The 21,840-nt window shown below is 45.0% G+C and carries 14 protein-coding genes; 5 read left to right on the plus strand and 9 right to left on the minus strand.

Annotated features, from left to right (window positions below; genetic code table 11):
* From QUB37_RS20705 to QUB37_RS20715, 3 genes are all read right to left on the minus strand, one after another.
* The coding region (locus QUB37_RS20705; protein ID WP_333165566.1) for a leucine-rich repeat domain-containing protein at positions 1-528 on the minus strand (528 nt) is incomplete at its 3' end.
* 63 nt (positions 529-591) lie between these two features.
* Positions 592-1,632, minus strand: a complete 1,041-nt coding sequence (locus QUB37_RS20710; protein ID WP_333165567.1) for an ABC transporter permease — start codon at positions 1,630-1,632, stop codon at positions 592-594.
* A gap of 225 nt (positions 1,633-1,857) precedes the next feature.
* On the minus strand, positions 1,858-2,370 hold the full coding sequence (locus tag QUB37_RS20715; RefSeq protein WP_333040475.1) for an adenine phosphoribosyltransferase: 513 nt from the start codon (positions 2,368-2,370) through the stop codon (positions 1,858-1,860).
* Positions 2,371-2,607: 237 nt separating this feature from the next.
* On the opposite strand from QUB37_RS20715, the gene QUB37_RS20720 reads away from it, so the two are divergent.
* Complete coding sequence (locus QUB37_RS20720; RefSeq protein WP_333165569.1) at positions 2,608-3,774, plus strand: pyridoxal phosphate-dependent aminotransferase; 1,167 nt, start codon at positions 2,608-2,610, stop codon at positions 3,772-3,774.
* Between the two features lie 162 nt (positions 3,775-3,936).
* On the opposite strand, the gene QUB37_RS20725 is transcribed toward QUB37_RS20720, so the two are convergent.
* Both QUB37_RS20725 and QUB37_RS20730 read right to left on the minus strand, forming a co-directional pair.
* Entirely contained in the window at positions 3,937-4,710 is a 774-nt protein-coding gene (locus QUB37_RS20725) for an RNA polymerase sigma factor SigF (RefSeq protein ID WP_333165571.1), read from the minus strand.
* Between the two features lie 462 nt (positions 4,711-5,172).
* Positions 5,173-6,015, minus strand: a complete 843-nt coding sequence (locus QUB37_RS20730; protein ID WP_333165574.1) for a photosystem II manganese-stabilizing polypeptide — start codon at positions 6,013-6,015, stop codon at positions 5,173-5,175.
* Between the two features lie 401 nt (positions 6,016-6,416).
* On the opposite strand from QUB37_RS20730, the gene QUB37_RS20735 reads away from it, so the two are divergent.
* Complete coding sequence (locus tag QUB37_RS20735; RefSeq protein ID WP_333165576.1) at positions 6,417-6,779, plus strand: hypothetical protein; 363 nt, start codon at positions 6,417-6,419, stop codon at positions 6,777-6,779.
* Positions 6,780-6,852: 73 nt separating this feature from the next.
* Here QUB37_RS20735 and QUB37_RS20740 read toward each other — a convergent pair whose 3' ends face one another.
* From QUB37_RS20740 to QUB37_RS20750, 3 genes are all read right to left on the minus strand, one after another.
* Entirely contained in the window at positions 6,853-8,517 is a 1,665-nt protein-coding gene (locus QUB37_RS20740) for a calcium-binding protein (protein ID WP_333165579.1), read from the minus strand.
* 278 nt (positions 8,518-8,795) lie between these two features.
* The gene (locus QUB37_RS20745) at positions 8,796-14,240 is read right to left on the minus strand and encodes an AAA family ATPase (RefSeq protein ID WP_333165581.1); all 5,445 of its coding nucleotides are present in this window, start codon (positions 14,238-14,240) and stop codon (positions 8,796-8,798) included.
* Positions 14,241-14,412: 172 nt separating this feature from the next.
* Positions 14,413-15,399 carry an AEC family transporter gene (locus QUB37_RS20750; protein ID WP_333165583.1) on the minus strand — a complete coding sequence of 329 codons (987 nt, stop codon included), beginning with the start codon at positions 15,397-15,399 and terminating at the stop codon, positions 14,413-14,415.
* Between the two features lie 370 nt (positions 15,400-15,769).
* On the opposite strand from QUB37_RS20750, the gene QUB37_RS20755 reads away from it, so the two are divergent.
* The 3 genes from QUB37_RS20755 (at position 15,770) to QUB37_RS20765 (ending at position 20,268) form a co-directional block, all read left to right on the plus strand.
* Positions 15,770-18,301, plus strand: coding sequence for a VWA domain-containing protein (locus QUB37_RS20755; protein ID WP_333165586.1), 2,532 nt, complete (start codon positions 15,770-15,772; stop codon positions 18,299-18,301).
* 306 nt (positions 18,302-18,607) lie between these two features.
* On the plus strand, positions 18,608-19,600 hold the full coding sequence (locus tag QUB37_RS20760; protein WP_333165589.1) for an ImmA/IrrE family metallo-endopeptidase: 993 nt from the start codon (positions 18,608-18,610) through the stop codon (positions 19,598-19,600).
* Between the two features lie 2 nt (positions 19,601-19,602).
* Positions 19,603-20,268, plus strand: coding sequence for a hypothetical protein (locus tag QUB37_RS20765; RefSeq protein ID WP_333165591.1), 666 nt, complete (start codon positions 19,603-19,605; stop codon positions 20,266-20,268).
* Between the two features lie 31 nt (positions 20,269-20,299).
* On the opposite strand, the gene QUB37_RS20770 is transcribed toward QUB37_RS20765, so the two are convergent.
* Positions 20,300-21,592 (minus strand): ribonuclease D, encoded by a 1,293-nt coding sequence (locus tag QUB37_RS20770; protein WP_333165594.1) that lies wholly within the window; start codon positions 21,590-21,592, stop codon positions 20,300-20,302.
* Between the last annotated feature and the right edge of the window lie 248 nt (positions 21,593-21,840).

Consider the following 21,840-nt stretch of genomic DNA (forward strand, 5'->3'; position numbering starts at 1 on the left):
GGTAATTTGATTGTAGCTGAGATCCAGTGTTGTCAGATTCGTGAGCGACCCGAAAAAGCTGTAGTCGGTAATTTGATTGTTGTAGAGACACAGTGTGGTCAGATTGGTGAGCGAGCCGAGGAAGCTGAAGTCGCTAATTGGATTACTGGTGAGATCCAGTGTGGTCAGATTGGTGAGCGAGCCGAGGAAGCTGATGTCGGTAATTTGATTGCAGGTGAGATTCAGTGTTGTCAGATTGGTGAGCGAGCCGAGGAAGCTGATATCGGTAATTTTATTCCAGTCGAGATGCAGTGTGGTCAGATTGGTGAGCGAGCCGAGGGAGCTGATATCGGTAATTTGATACTTGGAGAGCATCAGTTCTGTCATGCTTGAAAGTATCTGCTCCGCTGCTTCAGGGTCATCAGTGCCAGCCTTTTCTAACAACACTTTAACTGTGTGCCTTGCCTCTTGTGAAAGACTGTCAATATGCCTGCACCAGTCCGCAAAGCGGCTAAAAGTCATTGGCTCGTTTGGTTTTTTTTCTGACATAAAACACTCCGAGGGCGACAAAATTTGAGTGACAATTGACATCCGATCGCTGAGTGAAGTCTACTATTTCAAATCTTCCAGCTTAATCCGAGGATCGACAGCTTTCAGGAGCAAATCTGCTAACAAATTCCCCACAATCAACATCGTCGCACCCATCATCAAACTTGCCATTACTAAATACAAATCTTGATTAGTCACGGCTTCCAGAGTCAGCTTTCCCAAACCCGGCCAATTAAAGAAATATTCGGCAATAAACGCACCGCTCAACAAACTAGCAAACTCAAAACCCAATAGCGTAATCAACGGATTAACAGCATTCCGCAAAGCATGAATGTAAATTACTCGATCGTCCGGCAAACCTTTAGCCCGTGCTGTTCGGATATAATCTTGACGCAGCACGTCCAAAAATTGTCCGCGCATCAATCTTTGCAAACCAGCAAAACCAGTAAGGCTGAGGGCGACAGTTGGCAAAATTAAGTGCCAGCCGTAATCGAGGATTTGACCCCACCAAGGTAAGTCTGCGTGGTCGATGCTCGTCATTCCTCCGATGGGGAAAAGAGGCGAAGTATTCTGAGCAAAAAATAGCAGCAGCAACGCTGTGATAAAACTCGGAAATCCTTGTCCGGTGTAGCTGACTACTTGCAGAACTCGATCGACTGTGCGGTTTTGATTGACGGCCGCGACAATTCCCAAAGGAATCGCGATCGCCCAAGTTACAATCAAAGATGCGATCGCCATCAATAGCGTCGCCGGTACCCGTTCCCACAGCAGCGAAGCTACGGATCGCTGATACACAAAACTCGTGCCAAAATTCCCCCGCGTCACAATTTGTTGCAGCCACCGCCAATACTGCACAATAGCTGGTTTATCTAAGCCGAACTGCTGTTCGAGTTGTTTGAGTGTCTCCGGCGAAATCTTGGGATTTTGGCTCAAAGTATCCAAGTAATTTCCCGGTGCTAGCTCAATAATTGCAAAACAAAGCATTGATGCCAAAAATAGGGTTAAAAGTGCCTGCAACAGTCGCTTGAGAACATAAGTAAATGTCTCGCTGCCAAACAGAGAATTCAACATTCGCCAATTTCGATTCAATTTAATAGAAGTCATACGATTTTAGATTTTAGATTTTAGATTTGAAGAATTGTGAATGATATTAATTCCGGTTGCATCGGAATGATTTAACCAAAGAGAACGCAGAGAACACAGAGAAAGAGAAGAGAGAGATAAATAATTCCGATGCAAAGGTCAAGGATATTATTTGTCAGTAGTTTTTACTCAACAGTCAACTGTGAACAGTCAACTGTCAACAGTCAACTGTCAACAGTTAACTAACTAATACTCCACTAGCGTGACGATCGGCACATCGGGCAATTTCTGCCTGCCGCCCAAAGCCTGCAATTCAATGATAAAAGCAAAACCGACAAGCTCGCAGCCAGCTTGTTCTAACAATTTAGCCGTCGCCGCCGCTGTTCCGCCAGTGGCGATTAAATCGTCCACAATCAGCACCCGGCTGCCGGATGTCATCGCATCTCGGTGCATCTCCAGTCGATCGACACCGTACTCCAATTCGTACTCAGCAAAATGAACCGCACCGGGCAGTTTCCCTGGTTTGCGGACAGGAATAAAGCCTATTCCCATTTTATAAGCCAAAGGCGCGCCAAAGATGAAGCCCCGCGATTCCATGCCCACCACATAGTCAACAGACATTGCAGAGCATTTTTCCGCTAAGCTGTCAATGGTGTAGCTGAGCCCTTGCGGGTCGCGCAGCAAAGTTGTAATGTCTCGAAACAGAATTCCCGGCTTTGGGAAATCAGGAATGTCGCGAATCAGAGATTTGAGATCCATAAGCTTGCAGATCGGCGTTGAGGGTAACGAGACATCAAAAATGCTACAATAATAACGTCAAAATTTAAAAATTAAAAAATAAAAATTAAAACTAAGAGCTTCTTTAATTTTTATTCTTTAATTGCTTAATCCTTTACGTACTATGTAAACAAATGTCATAATTCCCTAACAACAGGGTTGAATATCAACATTTGTCACCCTATGATCTAAAGTCAAAAATCTAATATCTAAAATCCAATGATTAAGTTGGCAGCACGAGTGGGTGAGGTTTCTCCTTCTATAACCTTGGCGATCGCCGCTAAGGCTAAAGCCATGAAGGCCGAAGGAATTGATGTCTGTAGTTTGAGTACGGGAGAACCCGACTTTGATACGCCCGAACATATTAAAGCAGCGGCAAAACAAGCTTTAGACGCGGGGAAGACTAAGTATGGCCCTGTGGCTGGGGAACCGCAGTTAAAGGCTGCGATCGCGCGCAAACTCCAATCCGACAACAATCTCAACTATCAACCAGAAAATATCATTGTCACCAACGGTGGCAAGCATTCGCTCTACAATCTGATGATGGCTCTGATCGAGCCTGGAGAAGAAGTAATTATTCCGGCTCCCTACTGGCTAAGCTACCCTGAAATGGTGAAACTCGCTAGCGGCAAGCCAGTAATTGTACAGACTGATGCTTCTACAGGATATAAAATTACACCGGAACAACTGAGTCGAGCGATTACTCCCAAAACCAAGTTATTTGTACTGAATTCGCCTTCTAACCCGACGGGAATGGTGTATACTCCGGCGGAAATAAAAGCATTGGCTGAGGTGATAGTCGATCGAGATATTTTAGTCGTTGCTGACGAGATTTACGAAAAAATTATATATGACGACGCCCAACACGTCAGCATCGGTTCCCTAGGCCAAGAAATCTTCGATCGCACCCTGATCAGCAGCGGTTTTGCTAAAGCTTACTCGATGACAGGCTGGCGAATCGGTTATTTGGCCGGGCCGATCGAATTAATCAAAGCCACCAGCACCATTCAAGGTCACAGTACCTCAAATGTGTGTACCTTTGCACAGTACGGCGCGATCGCAGCTTTGGAAAGCAGCCAAGAATCTGTAGAAAAAATGCGTCTAGCTTTTGCCGAAAGGCGTCAGGTAATATTTGAATTACTCGATGCTGTCCCTGGAATTAGCTGTATTAAACCAGACGGTGCTTTCTATATGTTTGTCAACATCAGCAAGACTGGAATGAATTCTCTGGAATTTTGTGACGCTTTCTTAGAACAACAGCAAGTAGCAGTTATTCCGGGGATTGCGTTTGGTGCAGACGACCATATTCGCTTGTCTTACGCCACCGATTTAGGCACAATTAAAAAAGCCGTAGAAAGGCTCGATAAATTTGTCCGCAGCATCTAAAAATTAGTCTGTTGACTGTTGACTGTTGACTGTTAACGGTTCACTCTTAACTGTTAACGGTTGACTGTTAACTGTTAACTCTTAACTGTTAACGGTTGACTGTTAACAGTTAACAACTGACAACCAACAACTGACAACTGACAACCAACAACTGACTAATAACTAAAGCTGTTTAGTCATAATCTCTTTGAGTAAATCCAGCCCCTTCTTAACTCGCCGAGAAACAGTCACCGCACTGATACCCAAGCGTTCAGCGGTTTCCTTCTGCGTCAAATCGTAGAGAAAAACAAACTCTAATATCTCGCGAGTCCGTTGTTCCAACATCGCCAAAGCTTGCTGTACGCGAATTTGATCCTCTTGCGCCAACTGAAAACTCCGATACTTGCTATCGGGCACCAATTCTCCCAGACAAGTAGCCCCCTCATCTTCATCTTGCATCGGCGCGTCCAAACTCAGAGGCGATCTGTTGAGATGGGCCAACTTAATTTCTTGCCATTCTTCTACAGAAACCTCAAGGACTGCTGCTACTTCAGCATCCGTAGGCTTGCGGTTTAACTGCACCTGCAAATCCTTGATCGCTGCTACTGATTTGCGTTCCAGGGACTGCCAGTGGCGGGGAAACCGCACAGAAGGGCTTTTGTCGCGCAAGTAGTGTTGAATTTCGCCCCGAATGTAGGGAATTGCAAAGGAACTAAAAGCGTGCCCCTTGGCGATATCAAACCGCTCGATCGCCCTGATCAACCCAATACATCCGACTTGCAGCAAATCGTCGTAGCTTTCACCGCACTGGTTTATCCAGTGGTAAACTTCTTTTCTGACCAGTCCAGTATTCAGTTTAACTAACTGATTGCGGATTTCATTGGATCCAGAAAGTTGGTACTCGCGCAACAATTGCAAATTTTCGCTTTTTAGCTCGTTCGGCAGTGTGGTAGACATGGTGACATAACGGTGGGTAGAGCAGAGGACTGAGGTTGCTTTAGATCTAGTTTCCAATCTAGTCTAAAAAAATTCACTTTTAGGTAGTGTAATCCTAGCACTTAATGGGTGTGATAGCGGACACACCAGTTGAGTTTTCGGAACGTGAACGGATTTAGCGGTATTATCCGAAGGTTTTCGGCATAAGGCAGACTTTTAGCAGGTAGAAGGCCTTCGGCCGAATCCCCAATTTAACCAGGATTTTTGAAAAATATATTATAAGCAGAAAGCGCTTGGAATACAAAACTTTAATTAATAAAAAATCTCAACTTCATAACTTGCGAATGACCACAATTAAATCATAAATTTAGTCATTAGTCAACAGTCCTAAGTTATATTGCTCAAGACTGTTGGCTAATGAAGGGCGAGCCGGAGCTTTACGGACAGAAACTGCTCAAGTTCGATCGATCCAGAAAGCCAATTTTACGATACAGAAGGCTCAATACGAGCGTAAAACAAACCCCGAATTTTCACGTCCAGAGCCGGTCTAGCTCCCAAATCAGTATCAGAAGGCTGCGTGCTCTCAAAAATCCCGCCAACTTCGCCAGTGGCGCTGTTGACTTTAGCAACTTGGAGAGAAATTTTGCCCGCCTTGGTGCGCGTGTCAGCTACCTTAACATTAGCCCGCACACGTTTGGAATTGTCAGTAGCCGGAAGCGCTACAGCATTGTCGTAGCCAGTCGATACCCCGCGAGCTTTAGGGTCTAAAAAGCCTGCGCTGCGGTAAGAAGGAACGTTAAACTCGCCTCTCAAATCGGTGGAAGTATTGATAGCAACTACTCCAGGTTCGGAACTTGCCACTAGCTGTTTAATGGTAAACAAGAAAGGTACTTGCTCTCCGCCCGGTAATTGAATCGTAATAGCTTGAAAATCCAAGCCGTCTTCTTCTGTGAAAGTCAGAGTTCCGTCAGTACCGACATTGAGTGTACCTTGAACTTGGTCAATGCTGGACGTGAACCGGGTCAGCAATTTACCAGGCACAAATTCCGCTTCTTGGCGTTTGTTTGCTGGTTCTTCCTTGACAAAATAAGTTGTGGGCTGCAAACACAAACCAGTCAGTTTATAGGTGGCGCCCGCTTCGATGGGGATCGATCCCCGAGAAGTTTCTGCCAAGCTAGGGCAGTTATTAGCCAAGCCAGTACCTCTAATCTGGTCGTAGGTGAGCAACTCGGTAGTCGCCACCGTCGTGTCAGGAGCAGAAGAACAAGCAACCAGCGCACTCATGCAAAAAGCTAAAAGTGCAACAATTAAAGCACGATATTTCATTGCAAACCTCAATATCCAACATCGGATTATATTAAGAAAAAGCCCTAGTTCGAGCAAAATATAATTGCCCGCCGGCAGGCTAGGCCAGCGCTTAGGGTAGCATTTAGATCCTGATCCCTCGCTTCACTGAGACTGGCATTGACTCAAAAAATCAAGCTAGTGCGCCGTGAAAATAAGCATGAACTTATGATTTCTCAATCATGTTCGGATCGCAGCCCAATACACATGGTACGACGGGTGGTGCTCTTTTCCTGACTTGGACTGCAAATTAATATTGCTTAAGTCAACCTACTTAAGTTACTTTGCTTATGACCCCGAATGGCGATCGCGACTAGCTCGATTAGTCGGTTGACCAAAAGGCTGGGGACAAAGGCCTTGTAGATTTCAAAGGAAGCAGCAGTATGGACAACGGCAAAGATTTAGAGTCAGAAAAGTTGCAGTCTCAAATGCAATCGCTGACAGAGGCGATTCGGACTTTAGCCGAAAGTTGTCAGGGAGACAGTCTGCTGCTTTTGGCCCTGCTGCGGAGGCTGGAAGCTTCGCACCGGGAAATTCGGGACGGTTTGTTTCAAGCGTCTTTTCCCGACAACCGCCAAGCACTTTACAAACTGCTCAGGAATATTGAAGCCAATGGCGGCTGGCCTTACATCCACCGCATGAAACTTCGATCGCTCTTGGGGTACAGCCAACAATTATCTCCCCTAGAAGATTCTCCAGCCGAGTCGTCAGAAGACTCGGCCGAAACTCCCCAAGACGTTAAATAGTTTTGAGTGATGAGTTTAGTGAGTTTTACATTAACTCATAACTCATCACACAGCGGCGCGATCGCACTTAGAACTAGAAAGGTGTAGGAAAAGGTGTAGGAGGTAAGGGTAGCGGGTTGGGCACCGTCGTCGGGAATATCGGCGTCTGGCCCGGCATTTGCAATAGTCTGGGAGTCTGAGGGATCGAACTCATTGACACCAGAGGCGAATCATCAGGTGCGCTAACTGTCGGGGCAGTAGGAATCCTCGCAGCAGTTGGCGTCGGAGTCGGAGTCGGTGCTGCTGTGGGAGTCGGAGTCGGTGCTGCTGTGGGAGTCGGAGTCGGAGTCGGAGTCGGAGTCGGAGTCGGAGTCGGAGTCGGAGTCGGCGTCGGAGTCGGCGTCGGAGTCGGAGTCGGAGTCGGAGTCGGTGCTTCCGTGAGAGTCGGCGTCGCTTCTTCCGTGGAAGTTGGAGTCGGTGCTTCCGTGGAAGGCGGAGTTGGAGTTGGAGGCGGAGTTGGAAGTGATTCTGTAGTTGAAGTTTGAGGTTGAGCTGGATCTGTAATTGTGCTTGTAACTGTAGTTGTAGTTGTAGTGGTAATGGTGGTTGGCCTGGGAGTAACCGTCCCAGTCACAGCGATAAAATCATTCGCCTCAATCAGCGCCGCCGGAGTGTCGATCAAAATTGCTAAAAGCTTGCCGTCGAGCGTCGTAATTACTGTATCCCTGACATTTGCACCGTTGCCTTGGGTAACTAGCAGTTGAGCGAAAGATAAATTGCTCGGCAGTCCAAAGAAATCCTCTGTGTCATTGTAATCAGTAATTAAACTCAAGCTGCCAGGCCCGGCTCCCAATCCAAAGACATCGCTGCCGCTGCCGCCAGTCAGAGTATCCGAACCCTCGCCTCCGATTAAAGAATCATTACCCTCTGCCCCAAATAAATTGTCATTGCCGAAACTGCCCAAAATGGTATCGTCGCCGATACCTCCGGCCAAGGAGTCATCGCCAAAACCGCCGTCGAGACCATCATTAGCTTTGCCGCCAAACAGGAAGTCATTACCTTCTTCTCCGAGTACCGAGTCGTCGCCTTCATCGCCACGAAGGGTATCGGAACCGCTGCCGCCAAAAGCTGTATCGTTATCCTTGCCACCGAATATCTGGTCATTACCAGCGTCTCCCAAAAGCGAATCGTTGTCGGCATTGCCGTACACAGTGTCGTCACCCTCGCCGGCGGTAAAGAAATCGTTGCCGCCACCGCCCAAAATTTGATCGCTGCCGCTACCGCCGTTGAGAGAATCGTTCCCAAAATCCCCGTAGAGAAAGTCGTCATCAGCATTCCCGAACACGGAATCGTCGCCGTCAGCCCCTGTGAGGGTGTCGTTGCCAGTACCGCCGGCAATCACATCCGAGCCTGCGTTGCCAAAAACTAAGTCGTCCCCAGCGTCTCCCACCACGCTGTCTATCCCGTCGTTGCCTTCGAGGATGTCGTTGCCCAAACCGCCGCGGATCGAGTCGTCGCCGTTCCCGCCGCTCGCAGAATCGCGGCCTTGGTTGCCAATGAGTTCGTCATTTCCTTCACCGCCAAGCAGCGAATCTGATCCGTCAGCTCCAAGAAGCTGGTCGTTGCCGGCGTCGCCCTCTAGGGTGTCATCTCCTCCCGCACCCAGGGCCGTGTCATCGCCATCTAAGCCGCGAATTCGATCGCCCAGCGGAGTTCCTAGAATAAAGTCGTTGCTGTCTGTGCCGATCAGGTTTGCCATAGGGGATACACCGGTCCTCAATAAAATAAATTGTTTGAAATTATGTTAATCGCCTTCGTGACAAGGGATTGCTGCTTGCCTAGGTTAGCATAATTGAGATTTTGGCAATCTGGCGAAGGGGCGCTGGAAGTTTTGTCCGTATCCGGAGTTGCGATCGGGGCTGGTATAATGCCCGATTAGTCATTAGTCATTAGTCATTAGTCAACAGTCATCAGTCATCAGTCAACAGTCAACAGTCAACAGTCAACCGTCATGAGTTAACAGTCAACAGTCAACTTTTATTCAGTAACAGGTAACACTATCTCAAATTCACTCCCTCCCCCCAAAGTAGAATTCACATTAATTGTTCCGCCGTGGGTTTCGACTACTATCTGGCGGGCGATAGCCAATCCTAACCCCGTACCTTTTCCTACTGCCTTCGTTGTGAACAGATGGTCAAAAATCCGTTTTTTTACGGCTTCTGTCATGCCCGCACCGTTATCGGCAATCTGAATTTTGATGTGCAGATCGTCCGACTGACTGGTACGAACTGTGATACAGTATGGATTTGTTTTAAGAGCCTCGAAACTGCGTCCTTGGTTTGATTCTTCTAGAGCATCGATCGCGTTAGCAAGCAGGTTCATAAAGACTTGGTTCAGTTGACCGGGAAAGCATTCGATTTGGGGGAGATTGCCGTAGTCTGTGACGACTTCGATCGCGGGATGGTGCTCGTTGGCTTTCAGCCGATGTTTCAAAATTAAGATGGTACTATCAATGCCTTCATGGATATTAAACGGAACTTTGTAGTCTTTATCGGCTCTGGAGAAGGTGCGGAGGCTGGTGCTAATGCCACGAATGCGATCGCACCCCACTTTCATCGACAACAGCATCTTTGGCAAATCTTCTAAGGCATACTCTAAATCAATATCTTCAGCATCTTCTTCAATTTCCTCCCCTGGATTCGGCAGTTTTTCTTGATATAATTTTAAGTGGGAAATCACATCTTTAATCGTGATGGTTGCTTCCTCAATATTGCCGCTAATAAAGCCGACCGGATTATTAATTTCGTGGGCTATTCCTGTGACTAAATTGCCCAATGTGGACATTTTTTCGCTTTGCACGATCTGTAACTGTGCTTGCTGCAAATCAAAGAGCGATCGCTCTAATTCTTGTGCATAAGCTTGAGATTGTTGGTACAAGCGGGCATTTTCTAGAGAGATAGCCGCTTGGGCGCACAAAAGTTGGATGACTTCAGTGCGATTTTCTGTAAATGCACCAATTGTCAAGTTATTTTCTAGATATAGCAAGCCGATTAATTTACCCTGATTTAAAATTGGCGCGCACAGCACACTTTTGGGCTTTTCCTGGAGCAAATACGGATCGGCAATAAAATCGCTTTGTACTGCTGCATTATCCAAAACTACAGTTTTCCAAGTCCGCTTAACATAGTTGACCACAGCAGCGGGAACCTCGTCGCTGGCTGACAGCGGTACAGATATTGAGATGACATCTCGATGGAAGGAGGCCACAGCTTCGATCGCCAGATTCCCATCCTTAAGCAACAGGAGAACTGCTTTTTTTGCCCCGGCATTTTCCATCACCACACACATCAGTGCAGCTAGCAATTTTTCTAATTGAATTTCACTCGATAGACTTTGGGAGGCTTTGAGAATTGTCGCGAAATCGAGGGCTTCGTAAATACTGCTGTTGCTAGATAGAGTTGTGTGCCAGGTTTGATGTAAAACTGACGATTTATTGATTGTGTGGAGGCGAGTTTCGCTGATTCCAAAACGATTTTCTCTTGCTTGCAATATGGGAGCAAAAAGTTGGGGATAGCGTTTTTCTAAGTCATCAATTTTGGCTTTCGCACCCCAGCGAGCATAACAGTAGTAGGCTTCTTGCATATAAGCTTGCGCCACTTTTTCTTTGCCCCAGTCGAGGTAGAATTTAGCTGCTAGTTCGTTAGCAAGAGCTTCTTCTTGGATGAATTCGTTTTCTTTCGCTCCAGAAATCGCACGATCGTACATTTCAATAGCTTCTGCCCTCTGTCTGGCAACTCGGTATTTCTCTGCTTCTACCAACTGCCACTTATGCAAATAATTCATGGGGGCGTGTTCTGCCCAATGCTGCAACTTCCTTTGATTTTCCTGAACTCGTTGCCGCTGCGTTTCTAACTCCGTCTCGGACTCAGGAGTGGCAAGGGCTATGAGTGAGTCATAGAAATATAAACCAGCTTCGGAAGTAGTTCCTGCACATCCCGCTATATACTGTCTTGCTCGATCGACATCTAAGTCGGCCCCAGCAATGTCTTCCAGCAGGAATCTCAACGTTGCCCTGTACAGATAGAAGACGCAGAGTCGGTAAAAATCGTTAGAGGCAAGCGACTGAGAAACCAGCTTCTCCTCATAGCGTTCCTGTTCAAATGAAATCTCCAAGTTGTTTGGATTACCCAATAAAAACAGCGTTGTTTCCCAATAAATCGAACAATAATTTGCCGTCGTTAGTTGGTTGAGGTCGAGTAATTGCTGACGGTATGCCCGAATTTGGGGATCGAGTTCTGCCAAAGGTTGACCGCACCCGTAGGAATGTAGACAAAATCCATGCCCATTAAACCCCACAAACTCTAAATTTCCTGTTTCTAATCCGGCTTGATAGCCTGCCTGAAGAATGGGGAGGGTTTCCCGCAAATGCGATTTGCGATGGTACAAAAAGAGTCCGATCACAACACAACTTGCAGAGCGACTATTTTTGGCCTCCGCGCTACTGCCAAGACGATAAGCTAATCGGCCAAACTGATCGGCTACCGTCACATCTTGTAGAAAGTTGTTGAGAATAATCCCATAAGAACTATAGCTAAAAGCTGAAGTTGGACTGTTGCCATATTGGATAGATAAATTTACCTGTAAGGCAGCCACCAGCGCAAACAAAGACGAACCAACCAGATAACAAACTGACACCATACTTGCCGCCACTTGCATGGTAGCCAGCTTTTGGGCATCCACCATCGCTGGCAGATCGAATAACTCTTCAATAGGTCGATCGCCGATCGAGCTATTAATTTCCTGCACTGCTTGCTGAATATCTTCTGATGTAGCGCTATCGGGCAATTCAACTCCTAATTCTTTGAGACTCAACAAACCGATAGCAATTGCTTCTAAAAACTTGTTCTGGGACGATAAAGCCTGAATTTTGACGATGTAAACGCTCACTCGCTCTAGGGGAGTTCTGGTATGATGAATCACAGTGTCAATCCACCGATCCATCTGGTCAAATTCGCCACAAAGTGAAGCCACTTCTGCTGCTATGTCGTGCAAGTTCAAGGTCATCTCGTACTGTCGTTGCCAAGCGCTCTCTCCAAGCAAATTTAGCCCGATCTCCGCATACTCGCGAGCAGCTTGATAAGCAGTAGCGGCTCTGGCTTTGCGGCAAGCCGTGAGGTTGAGTTGTGCCAATTCAGATCGTTCTGTTTGGTCTTCAATCAGCGCAATACCATAATTCAACTGATTGACAACTGAAAAAATTTGCTCTTCTATAGCTGCGGGTGAAATTTGCTGGATCAGCAATTGTCCGATCTGATAGTGAACGCGCGATCGCTCTTGTTCGGGAATTAAAGAATAGGCGGCTTGCTGAACGCGATCGTGCAAAAACTTGTAATTCACCACCTCCGAATTTTCTGCCTCCTCCCGTCTTTCTCGCCCCATATAAAACTTGTAGACTTCACTTTCAGGCAAAATTAACCCCTCTTGCAAAGCCTTCCACAAATCCGCCGCCGTTTCCGTTTCCAATTGCTGGGAGACAACTGCCAAAGTCCCCAAATCAAACTGATTCCCCACACAAGCAGCCAACTTCAACACATTCTGAGTCCCTGGCGGCAATTTTTGCAACTGCAACGCCATAAACTCGACCACATCATCCGTCAGCGCTGCCTCCCGAACTCGCACAATATCGCACTGCCAACAACCAGCAACCCGGTCAAACTCAATCAGCCCATCCTGATGCAGTGCTTTGAGAAACTGCGTTGCAAAAAAGGGATTTCCTTGGGTTTTTTGTGCCGCCAAATCAGCCAAAGGTCTTGCCCAAGATCGATCGCAATTGAGCGTATCAGCAACCAAATGATTTAGACTTTCTGAACTCAACGGTTCCAGCGTCAGAGTATTCACCGTCGCCCCAGCTTTTGCCATTGCATCCAGTGTCAGCATCAAGGGATGTGCTGCAAAGACTTCATTATCTCGGTAGGCACCAATTACTAATAAATAGCCGCTTGCTGACTCGGTAACCAGCAGTTGCATTAACCGCAGCGAGGCGGAATCAGCCCACTGCAAGTCATCTAAAAACATCACCAGGGGATGTTCTGGTTTGGTGAACACGTGAATAAAATTTTGAAATAGCAAGTCAAACCGATTTTGTGCCGCAGTTCCTGATAATTCGAGTGCGGGCGGTTGTGGCCCAATAATTCTTTCGAGTTCGGGAATTACTTCAATAATGACTTGTCCGTTATCGCCGAGTGCTTGCAATATTTGAGTTTGCCAATTTTTCAACTGCTGGTCACTTGCGGTCAACAATTGTCCCATTAAATCTCGAAATGCTTGGACAAAAGCTGAGAAAGGAATGTTGCGGTTAAATTGGTCGAATTTGCCTTTGATGAAATAGCCGCGCTGGCGGGCAATTGGTTTGTGAACTTCATTGACAATTGCAGTTTTGCCAATCCCAGAAAAACCCGCGACTAACATTAACTCACAGCCTCCACCCTGTTCTGATGGCTGCTGGGAAAAACCTGCTACTCGATCGAATGCTGCCAGCAATTCGGCAACTTCGGTTTCGCGGCCGTAGAGTTTTTCGGGTATGAGGAAGCGATCGCCCACATCCCTCTGCGCGATCGTAAAACTCTCTATCCTACCGTTTTCTTCAAGTTGCTTCAAACAAAATTCTAAATCGAATTTCAGTCCCAACGCACTCTGATAGCGGTCTTCGGCATTCTTTGCCATTAATTTGCTGACAATCTCCGAAAGGACGGGCGGGATTGCGGGATTTATTTCATGCAGTGATGGCGGTTGCTTGGCAATATGACAGTGGATCAATTCCATCACATCGTTGGATTGAAACGGCAATTGTCCCGCCAGCAATCCGTAAAACGTCACGCCCAAAGAGTAAAAGTCTGTCCGGTAGTCAATCCCCCGATTCATCCTTCCCGTTTGTTCGGGAGACAAATAGCTGAGTGTCCCTTCCAGCACGTTAGGATTCATCAGGGTTTGAGTTTCCCTTGGCAGCAAAGATGCAATACTAAAGTCAATGAGTTTGACTTGTTTTGTATGCGGATTAATTAAAATATTGGCTGGTTTAATGTCTTTGTGAATAATGCGGTGGCGGTAGAGTATATCTAATGTATCACTCAGGTCGATCGCCACTGGCAAAAACTCGCTCAGAGACGGCCCAGTTTCCCCTTTTTCCATCCATTCGTTCAGAGAAATTCCCCCAAAGTCTTCCATTACCAGCGCATAGCTGTTTTGGTAGGGTTCTAAACTGTAGGTTTCGATGATTCCGGGCAAGTTGAGATTTTTGGCGATCGTGTACTGATTGCGAAATTGCACCAGTTCGCTGAAGCTGGGATACTGACTCCGCAGGACTTTGATGGCTACTGGCTGTGTGTCGCCCGTGCGGAAAGCTCGATAAACTAGGGTGCGAGTTCCTGAGTAAATGCGATCGATAAGTTGATAACCTTTCAATGTAAAATTTATACTTGCCATACTTTTATTGTTCCCGTCCTCAGCGAGGTATTTCCACATTAGCAGAAGCCAATACAGTTTCCCAGTCCCGTGATTATTATTTTAAATCAAGATGACATATATGGCTCCATATTTGTGATGGGGATCACTGAAATAAGGCAGTTTAAAAACTGAGCAATTCCTATTTTTTTTATTAAAAATTAAATAGCCTCATCCATAGGGGAATAGTGAATAATAAACTAACGCAGCCGAGGCCGATCGCAGTTACGGCTAATTCGCGATCGAGATTGAAAGCTTCTGCCAGCAATGTAGTACCAAAAGCCGGAGGCATCGCCATTTGCAGGACTAGCACAAGTCGCGGCGCGCCCGCGATCCCCAAAAATGTTAATCCCGTGCCAATTACCAAGGGAATTAACAACATTTTAATCACGAGACAAGCCACAACTTGTTTGAGGTTGTGCAAGGAATTCAACTTGCTCAACTGCATCCCGATCGTAATTAAAGCTAAAGTAATTACACTCCAAGCACTTGTTGTTAACAATTCTGCGATTTGTGCCGACAACGGCAAGCTGCGCGAGACAAACCCTAGACCAAAAGCCCACAGTGCCGGATTCTGAAAAATTGCCCGCACCGGACTTAACCAACTCTGATGGCGATCGCTTTTACCGCAGTGAGAAGCAATAGCAACTCCCAGTATATTGATTCCCACGGTAGTGCCTAGCAAGTCGTAAAACAACGCCCAGGCAAAGTGTTCCGACCCTAATAAGGACAAGCTGACGGGAATGCCTAAAAAACCTGTATTACCCACCATCGCTGCCAATAAGAAGCTGCCTTGAGTGGGCAAACTCCAAGCGCTGGTGTGTTCCCGGCTATTTTGGGCGATCGGATTAAGAGTCTTGAAACGTTCCTCACCGACACCGAAATTTATCAAAATCCCAGCGAGTCCTCCACCTGCTAAAATTGCCGCCCAAGCTATCAGCGGCGCCATCCAAATAGAACCCGACAAATTGGCGCTGCGGATAAAAGCAACAATGCTCAATGGGGTGCCAAAGAAGAAAAGAAACTTGGCTAAATATGTAGAATAGCTTCTCGGTAGCTGGCGGCCGAGAAAAAATCCCAACGTCACCCATCCGATCAGATTTAGATAAAGTTTGAGCAGCGGATTTTCTAAATAAAGCATGATTGACTAAATATTTACTAAACGACTTACGCAGCTCCACTACTTTTGTCAAAACAGCCCACCTTTAGCCCAATACGGTTCAGTTAAAAATATTTATTCCTCGAAGATCCCCCTAAATCCCCCTTAAGAAGGGGAGTAGGGGTTGACTTTGAATAAGTTCTTGTCCCCCCCTTTTTAAGGGGGGCTAGGGGGGATCGATCTTAACTGAATTGTATTGAGCTTTAGCCTAGCGCCGCAATTTTCCCTTGCACCGCAGCGCTAAATATTAATGCTTATTCAGCTTCGCAGATAATTTTCCCCACAGGCCTTGACATCCACATAAGCGCGTGTCATGATTAAGTTGAGGAAAAAATCAACATAGGTGAAAACTATGGCACGGCAAGCGAAACAATCATCTCAAGTTAAAAGTTCCAGCAGCCAAGCAGCCTCCAATACTCGCACCAAGTTTACCCTCTACAATTTTGCCGGAAACGCAAAGGAATTCTATCTAGTCGATCGCATTAATTTAGAAAGAACACCAGGCGATATCCCAGAAAAATCCGTCGCTCACAGCATCATTATCATCGACCGTTCCGGCTCAATGTATTATGACTTAAAACCGCTGAAAGAAACCCTAATCAAGCTTTTGACCTTAGACGAATACAACAATTACCAGCTAATTGTCAGCCTGATTTCCTATGCTGACAAGGGGAACGTAATTTGTCATTTCCAGCGAATTCCCATTCAAGAAGTGCTGAAGTTTGACTCTCCATACATCAAAGAAATTCAAAAAATCCACACGGCTGGCTCTACCTGCATATCGCAGTCGATGGAACTCGCTAAATCTCTGGTTAAAGCGGGAGAATTGACAGCGATCAATTTGCACACAGACGGCTATGCAAATGACCCCAGTGCCAATTCCGAAGCTGCAAAACTAGGGGAAATTTGCGAAGATCTCAAAGACATGGATGTGTTTGCTAACACTATCTCCTATGCCTGTGCTGACTTCAAACTTCTCTCCAAAATCGCCAATACATTATCGGGAAATTGCATCCGCGCTGGCGAAGTCAAAATGGTTTATGATGCTCTTTACGACAGCACAAAACTGTTAGGCAGTTCCGTTGCACCTCCGCTGGAAGAACCGTTAATTAAGGAATATGATTATCAAGTTTTTGTTTCCAAAAGTGGCAAGAAAATCAACGGTTCACCGAGTACGCTGAAAATCTGCGGGCTGAAAGCAGACGATCGCGGACTGTTTTACAAATATCAGAAAGTCGCCAAAGATGAGTATGACAAACTAGATGTTCCCGTTGCTCAAACTGATGAGTCGGTGTTTGCTTTTGCGAAAGCTAACCTCGCTGACGGCAATTTAAATACGGCTAAGTATGCGCTGGCGAGCACCTTCGACGCTACTTTGACGGAAAAACACGCGAAAGCTTTGACAAATGCCCAAATAGCGGAGTTTACGGAAGATTTGGAACAGGCTGTTTTTGCGCCTGATGTGTTGAAAAATCATGAAATTGGCGATCGGGTAAAAGTCAGCGAGAAAATTTCCCTGCTGGAGTTAATCAAGATATTGGAGGAAAACAGCAACAGCATCATCATCAACTTGAAACACTTGCAAGAAAATTATCAGCGAAAAGGTTTGAAGCGAATTGAAGGAAAGCGAGACGAAAACGGCAACCTTATCAAGCCTTGGCTGAAAACAGAATTCTTAGATGGTGGCGAGTACGTGCAAATGGGTTCCTTTGCCATCAATCAAAATACGGCTACCATCAATATGCTGATTACCAGAAAAGCTAAGCTGGTAAAAGTTGAGGATGAAACTTTAATCGCAGAAGTGGCGGGAATTCTAGTTACAGACCTCAATACTTTCAACAATTATACTATTGTCAGCGACGGCGAAGTTAATATTAAGTCGCTGCGAACCAAAATCAGCAGTAAACCAGTGTTTGATTTGCTGAAAAAATGCGGTGTCCTTGAAAAAGACGGTTTGCCTGTGCAAGAATTTGACTTCCGTTCCGAGTACGATATTAAGTTAGAGACTTTGCCCCTCGTGCCTTTTGACGGGCGTTACTGCAGCCTTGACGGAGTGTTTGAGGAACTCGCAGAAATAAAAATTCTCTCTAGCATTCTCTCGGCTCATTTGAAGGAGGAATCTGAGGCTTACACTGCGGAACAATTGGAAGAATTGAAACAGCATTATCTGTCAAAAAACCTTTACATCAATTTTCCGACGACGACGGAATACACAGATTTAAAAAGTGCGATCGCCAACGGTTCAGTAGATTCGCGAGTCAGCTACAAAATCGACATCGGCAGCAAAAACATCCTCAACTTCGGCAAATTACACTCTGCGAACAAATTTCTCGATCGCCTTTATGAAGTTTACCACAAAAACACGGGCGAAAAGCTAGCCAAACCGACATTTGACATCACCTTAGATGAGCCTGTTGTCTTCGCCCACAAAACGCTGTCATCCCGAACAAAAATCACCAAAGTTGACGACTTGATGAAACTGATTTTCGATGAGTTTTTGGGGTTGGAGGATAACGGAATTGTTAGCGCTACTTTAGCCCAAGTGGGTGCAGATAGTTTGCTGCGCCTTTTGCAAGCGAAATGGCAGGGAGAAGATGTCAAGCGAGAGGAGTTTGTCGCTGCTTTAGCTAATGCGAATGAGCGACTGGAAGCTTATGCTGAAAAAGTGTACAGGGAAAAAGTTTCACCGCTGGTTTTCTATATCGGTTCTACCGGACTTATCCCGGATGAAATGGAGGCAAAAGCGGCGACTGCTGAGGAAATTAATTCTAAATACGGCAACTTGCAATTTTCTAAAGATGAGCAAGAGGGGATGTTTTTTGAAGTGGGCGACTGCATTATTAGCGTGTATGCTAAGAATGAGTATTTCACGGTAGGGAAGTAGGAATTACGGTGGGCTTTTGCCCACCTTGGTTAAATATGGGTGATTGAAATTAACCGCAAAGGCGCAGCGGTGGCGACTAGGAAATAGGTAGATGGGACAAGTGTTAGGTTGCCCAGACGAAAGGAGCGATCGCAAATTTTCTATGATGGGAATCGTTCGGGTTCGTAACTTTCCTTTGGTGTTGATTTTGCGAAAGTTTATGCTATGGTAGGATAGATCTCAACGCTGTATAAAAAAATAGTAGCCAAATTCTCTGGAATTAGGTTACAATGATATTACGCGAATTCTCATAAGGAGGGCAAGCCAATGACACAAACATTATCAATGTCTGTTCTCTATAAAAAACTCTCGGCGATCGGTTTCCCAAAACGTTTCGTTCAAGAAAAAGGTTTGCCCAGTTGGTGGAATGAAGAACTAGACAATAAACCCGTCGCCGTCCTAGAGGGTGCTGGTCATATTGCCCAACGTCTACACATAGACCTCAAGAGTCTCTTAGCCGAGAATCAGAAGCCTCAGTTTAAGCCCTTACTCCACACCAAATTCAAGTACCATCAACAGGATAAAGTAGATGTACCTGATGTGGCTCATCAACTTGCCTCACGGGTTGCTGAAGTTGTTGCTGACGCTATAAAGCTCGAATTTAAACCCATCCCATATGACCCTCATCAAGTCCGCTCAGAGATCGTTGCCAAACATCCTCAAGTCACTTTATACAGCTTGCTCGATTACTGTTGGGAACATGGTATCGCTGTTGTCTATTTTAAGAATTACCCTCAAAATACCCGCAAAATTAGAGGCATGATCCAATGGCAAGCCGAGCATCCCGTGATTGTCTTGAGTAGCGGTAAGACACAACCAGTATGTCTAGCATTCGATCTTGCCCATGAACTGGGCCATCTTGCCCTTGGTCATATTAAAGAAGGTATTTTGATTGATGATGATATTAAGCAAGACTCTGATGATCTAGAAGAAAGAGATAGCAATCAGTTTGCAGTTAAACTGCTAGTCAATAGTTTTGATAACTCCCTCGGCCAGAAAAAAATTAACAATGCAAAAGACCTAAAGAATAAAATTATTCAACTTGTTCAAAGTGACTCAACTATTGATCCATCTGCATTAGCTTTAAATTATGGCTGGTATAATAGAAATTATTTTGCATTGTCTATGGGATGTGTAAATTTAATCAATCCTACTAAAGAAGGACATAAGACTATTAACAATTTTTTAGAGCAGCATCTAAATTGGGAGGAATTAAGTGACGATAATGCTGATTACTTAGACCAGATTTTAGGAGAATAGCTTTGTCTAGTTGTATCTATTGCATTGATAATGACATAATTAAAAAGCTTGCTACATTCCAGCTATTCGATAAGACTCTTCAATTATTTGATGCTAGTTCTGAGCAAGTTAATATCCTAGAGACGGCACAATATAAATTTGAAGGCGATTGGAAAAAATTTGAAGGAGGGAAAAGTCGAAAACCCGAAGATCCTTTGATTAATTATAAACAAGTTCTTTACCTTTCTAAGACTTTACCAAAAATATCTGAATCTGATATTGACCAAGAAATTTTTATTCAATTATCCAATATTGAAAATATCGATCTAGGTGAGGCAATTCTCACAAGTCATGCTATCAAACTTATCCAAAAAGATAAATCTGCTCAGATTTTTACTGGAGATAAAAGATTCATCAAAGCCTTAGCAACAGTTAACTTACCTATCATTAAAGAGTCTCTAAATCATAGATTATGGTGCTTAGAGCAACTTGTTCTCAGAAATATTAAAGCCGATGGCTTTGAGACTATTCGAGATTTCATTGTTCCTGTTCGAGAATGTGATACAGCAATTAAGAGTGTTTTTGGTTCAGGGCTTAATTCAAAATCTGACAACTCCCTAGCTACTTTAAAAAATTATATTGAGGAGTGTCGGCAGGAGGCAGGTAATCTACTAAATCCTTACAAGTAGATTTAAGTGTGACACTTGCCTTAGTCCTGACTTAAAACGGAATTTCCTCGTCTTCATCTTCCACAGTCTTCGCCGTCATCCGCCAACTGGTAATATACTCAATTTGCACATCAATTTTGTTAATCGCTTCCCCTAACCGCTTTTGGATGTATTGAGTCAGCGTCACCATAAAATCTAACTCAACTCCTGCAGATAGCGCAAGTTTTGCCAAGCTAGCAAAATCTACCTTTAAAATTGAGGAACTGGATAACTTAAAATGGGGAGTATTTTCCTGATTTTGCACCAACATTGCTTTTTTAATGCGCTCTTTCAAATGCTCAACTTCTGAATCCAGCAATTTCCATTCAGGCAAAATTTCTTTGTACCTTTCCCCCAATGCTGTTAAATCCTCACTCTCCGGTTCCGGCGCAATTTTCTTAGTTGATTTTCGCCGCTGCTGTAGGTTGGAATTCAAGCGCCAACTAGCAATCTCCTCAACTTCCAAAGATGGATCGGCGATGAGTTCGCCTAACTGTTTTTGAATTTCTTTCGTCAGCGTTACCGGAAAATTTAACTCAATTCCCTCAGTTTGCGTCAGTCTTGCCAGGGTGAGAAAATCTACTTTCATCGTTATCGAACTGGAAAGCTCAAAATAAGGACTGTCTTTGAGCTTTTGGGCCATCATCCCTGCTTTAAATCGTTCTTTTACTTCAGCGATTTCTGAATCTAGTGGCTTCCACTGAGATTCTATTTTCTGATATTTTTCGCCCAATGCTGTCAAGTTTTCCGCTGCGGGTTCGGGGTAACATTGGGCAAGAATTTCTAGCAGGCGGCGATGCACTCCAGCTAAATAAACCGCATCCATCTTGGCATATTCTAGCTGCTTCTGGGTCAGGGGACGTTTTGCCCAATCGCCGCTTTGTTCTGTTTTATCTACATAAGCAATGCCGCAAAGTGTTTCTATTAAAGTTTTGAGTTGTCGATTAGGTAAGGGCAGAATGTAAGCTGGAATCTTTCTCGCCATTTTCAATGTGCAAGTGACATTTTGAGCGTCGTCATTGCCGAGAAATCTGATGTCATAGCTGGCGTTGTGCAAGACTTTTTCTATATCTGGATTGACCATGATTTGGTTGATGAAATCTTTTGCCAATTCAGGTTGATCCAAGACATCTAGTATAAAAGTGGCATCTCCGGTGGAATCTGTGGAGTCAGCTAACACCTGAATCAGAGATAATCTGGGGTTGGATTTATAGTCGGCTATTTCTGTATCCACCCACAGGATTTTAGCTTGGGAAAATTTAGCTATGAGTGCTGTGATGTCGTTTGCTGCTGTTAAATAAGGCATTTTTACCGACTTTTGCTATTAACTTTTTGATTCTATTATGCTATAGCAATTATCGGCTCGATTGTCAACGATCGCATTAAAAACACGGCATTGCCGTGTCCCTACAGGTATTTTTTCAGAATTAGTATTAAATAGACCTCTTGCAAAATAATTTTATGATATAATGAAAACTTTTGCTGAGAGTTGATTGAATCCCAACTCCTAACTTATTTTCACTCTGGTCTTGCTATAAACAGGATAAAATGCTA

This window comes from Microcoleus sp. AT3-A2, from assembly GCF_036705685.1.
Classification (GTDB): domain Bacteria; phylum Cyanobacteriota; class Cyanobacteriia; order Cyanobacteriales; family Microcoleaceae; genus Microcoleus.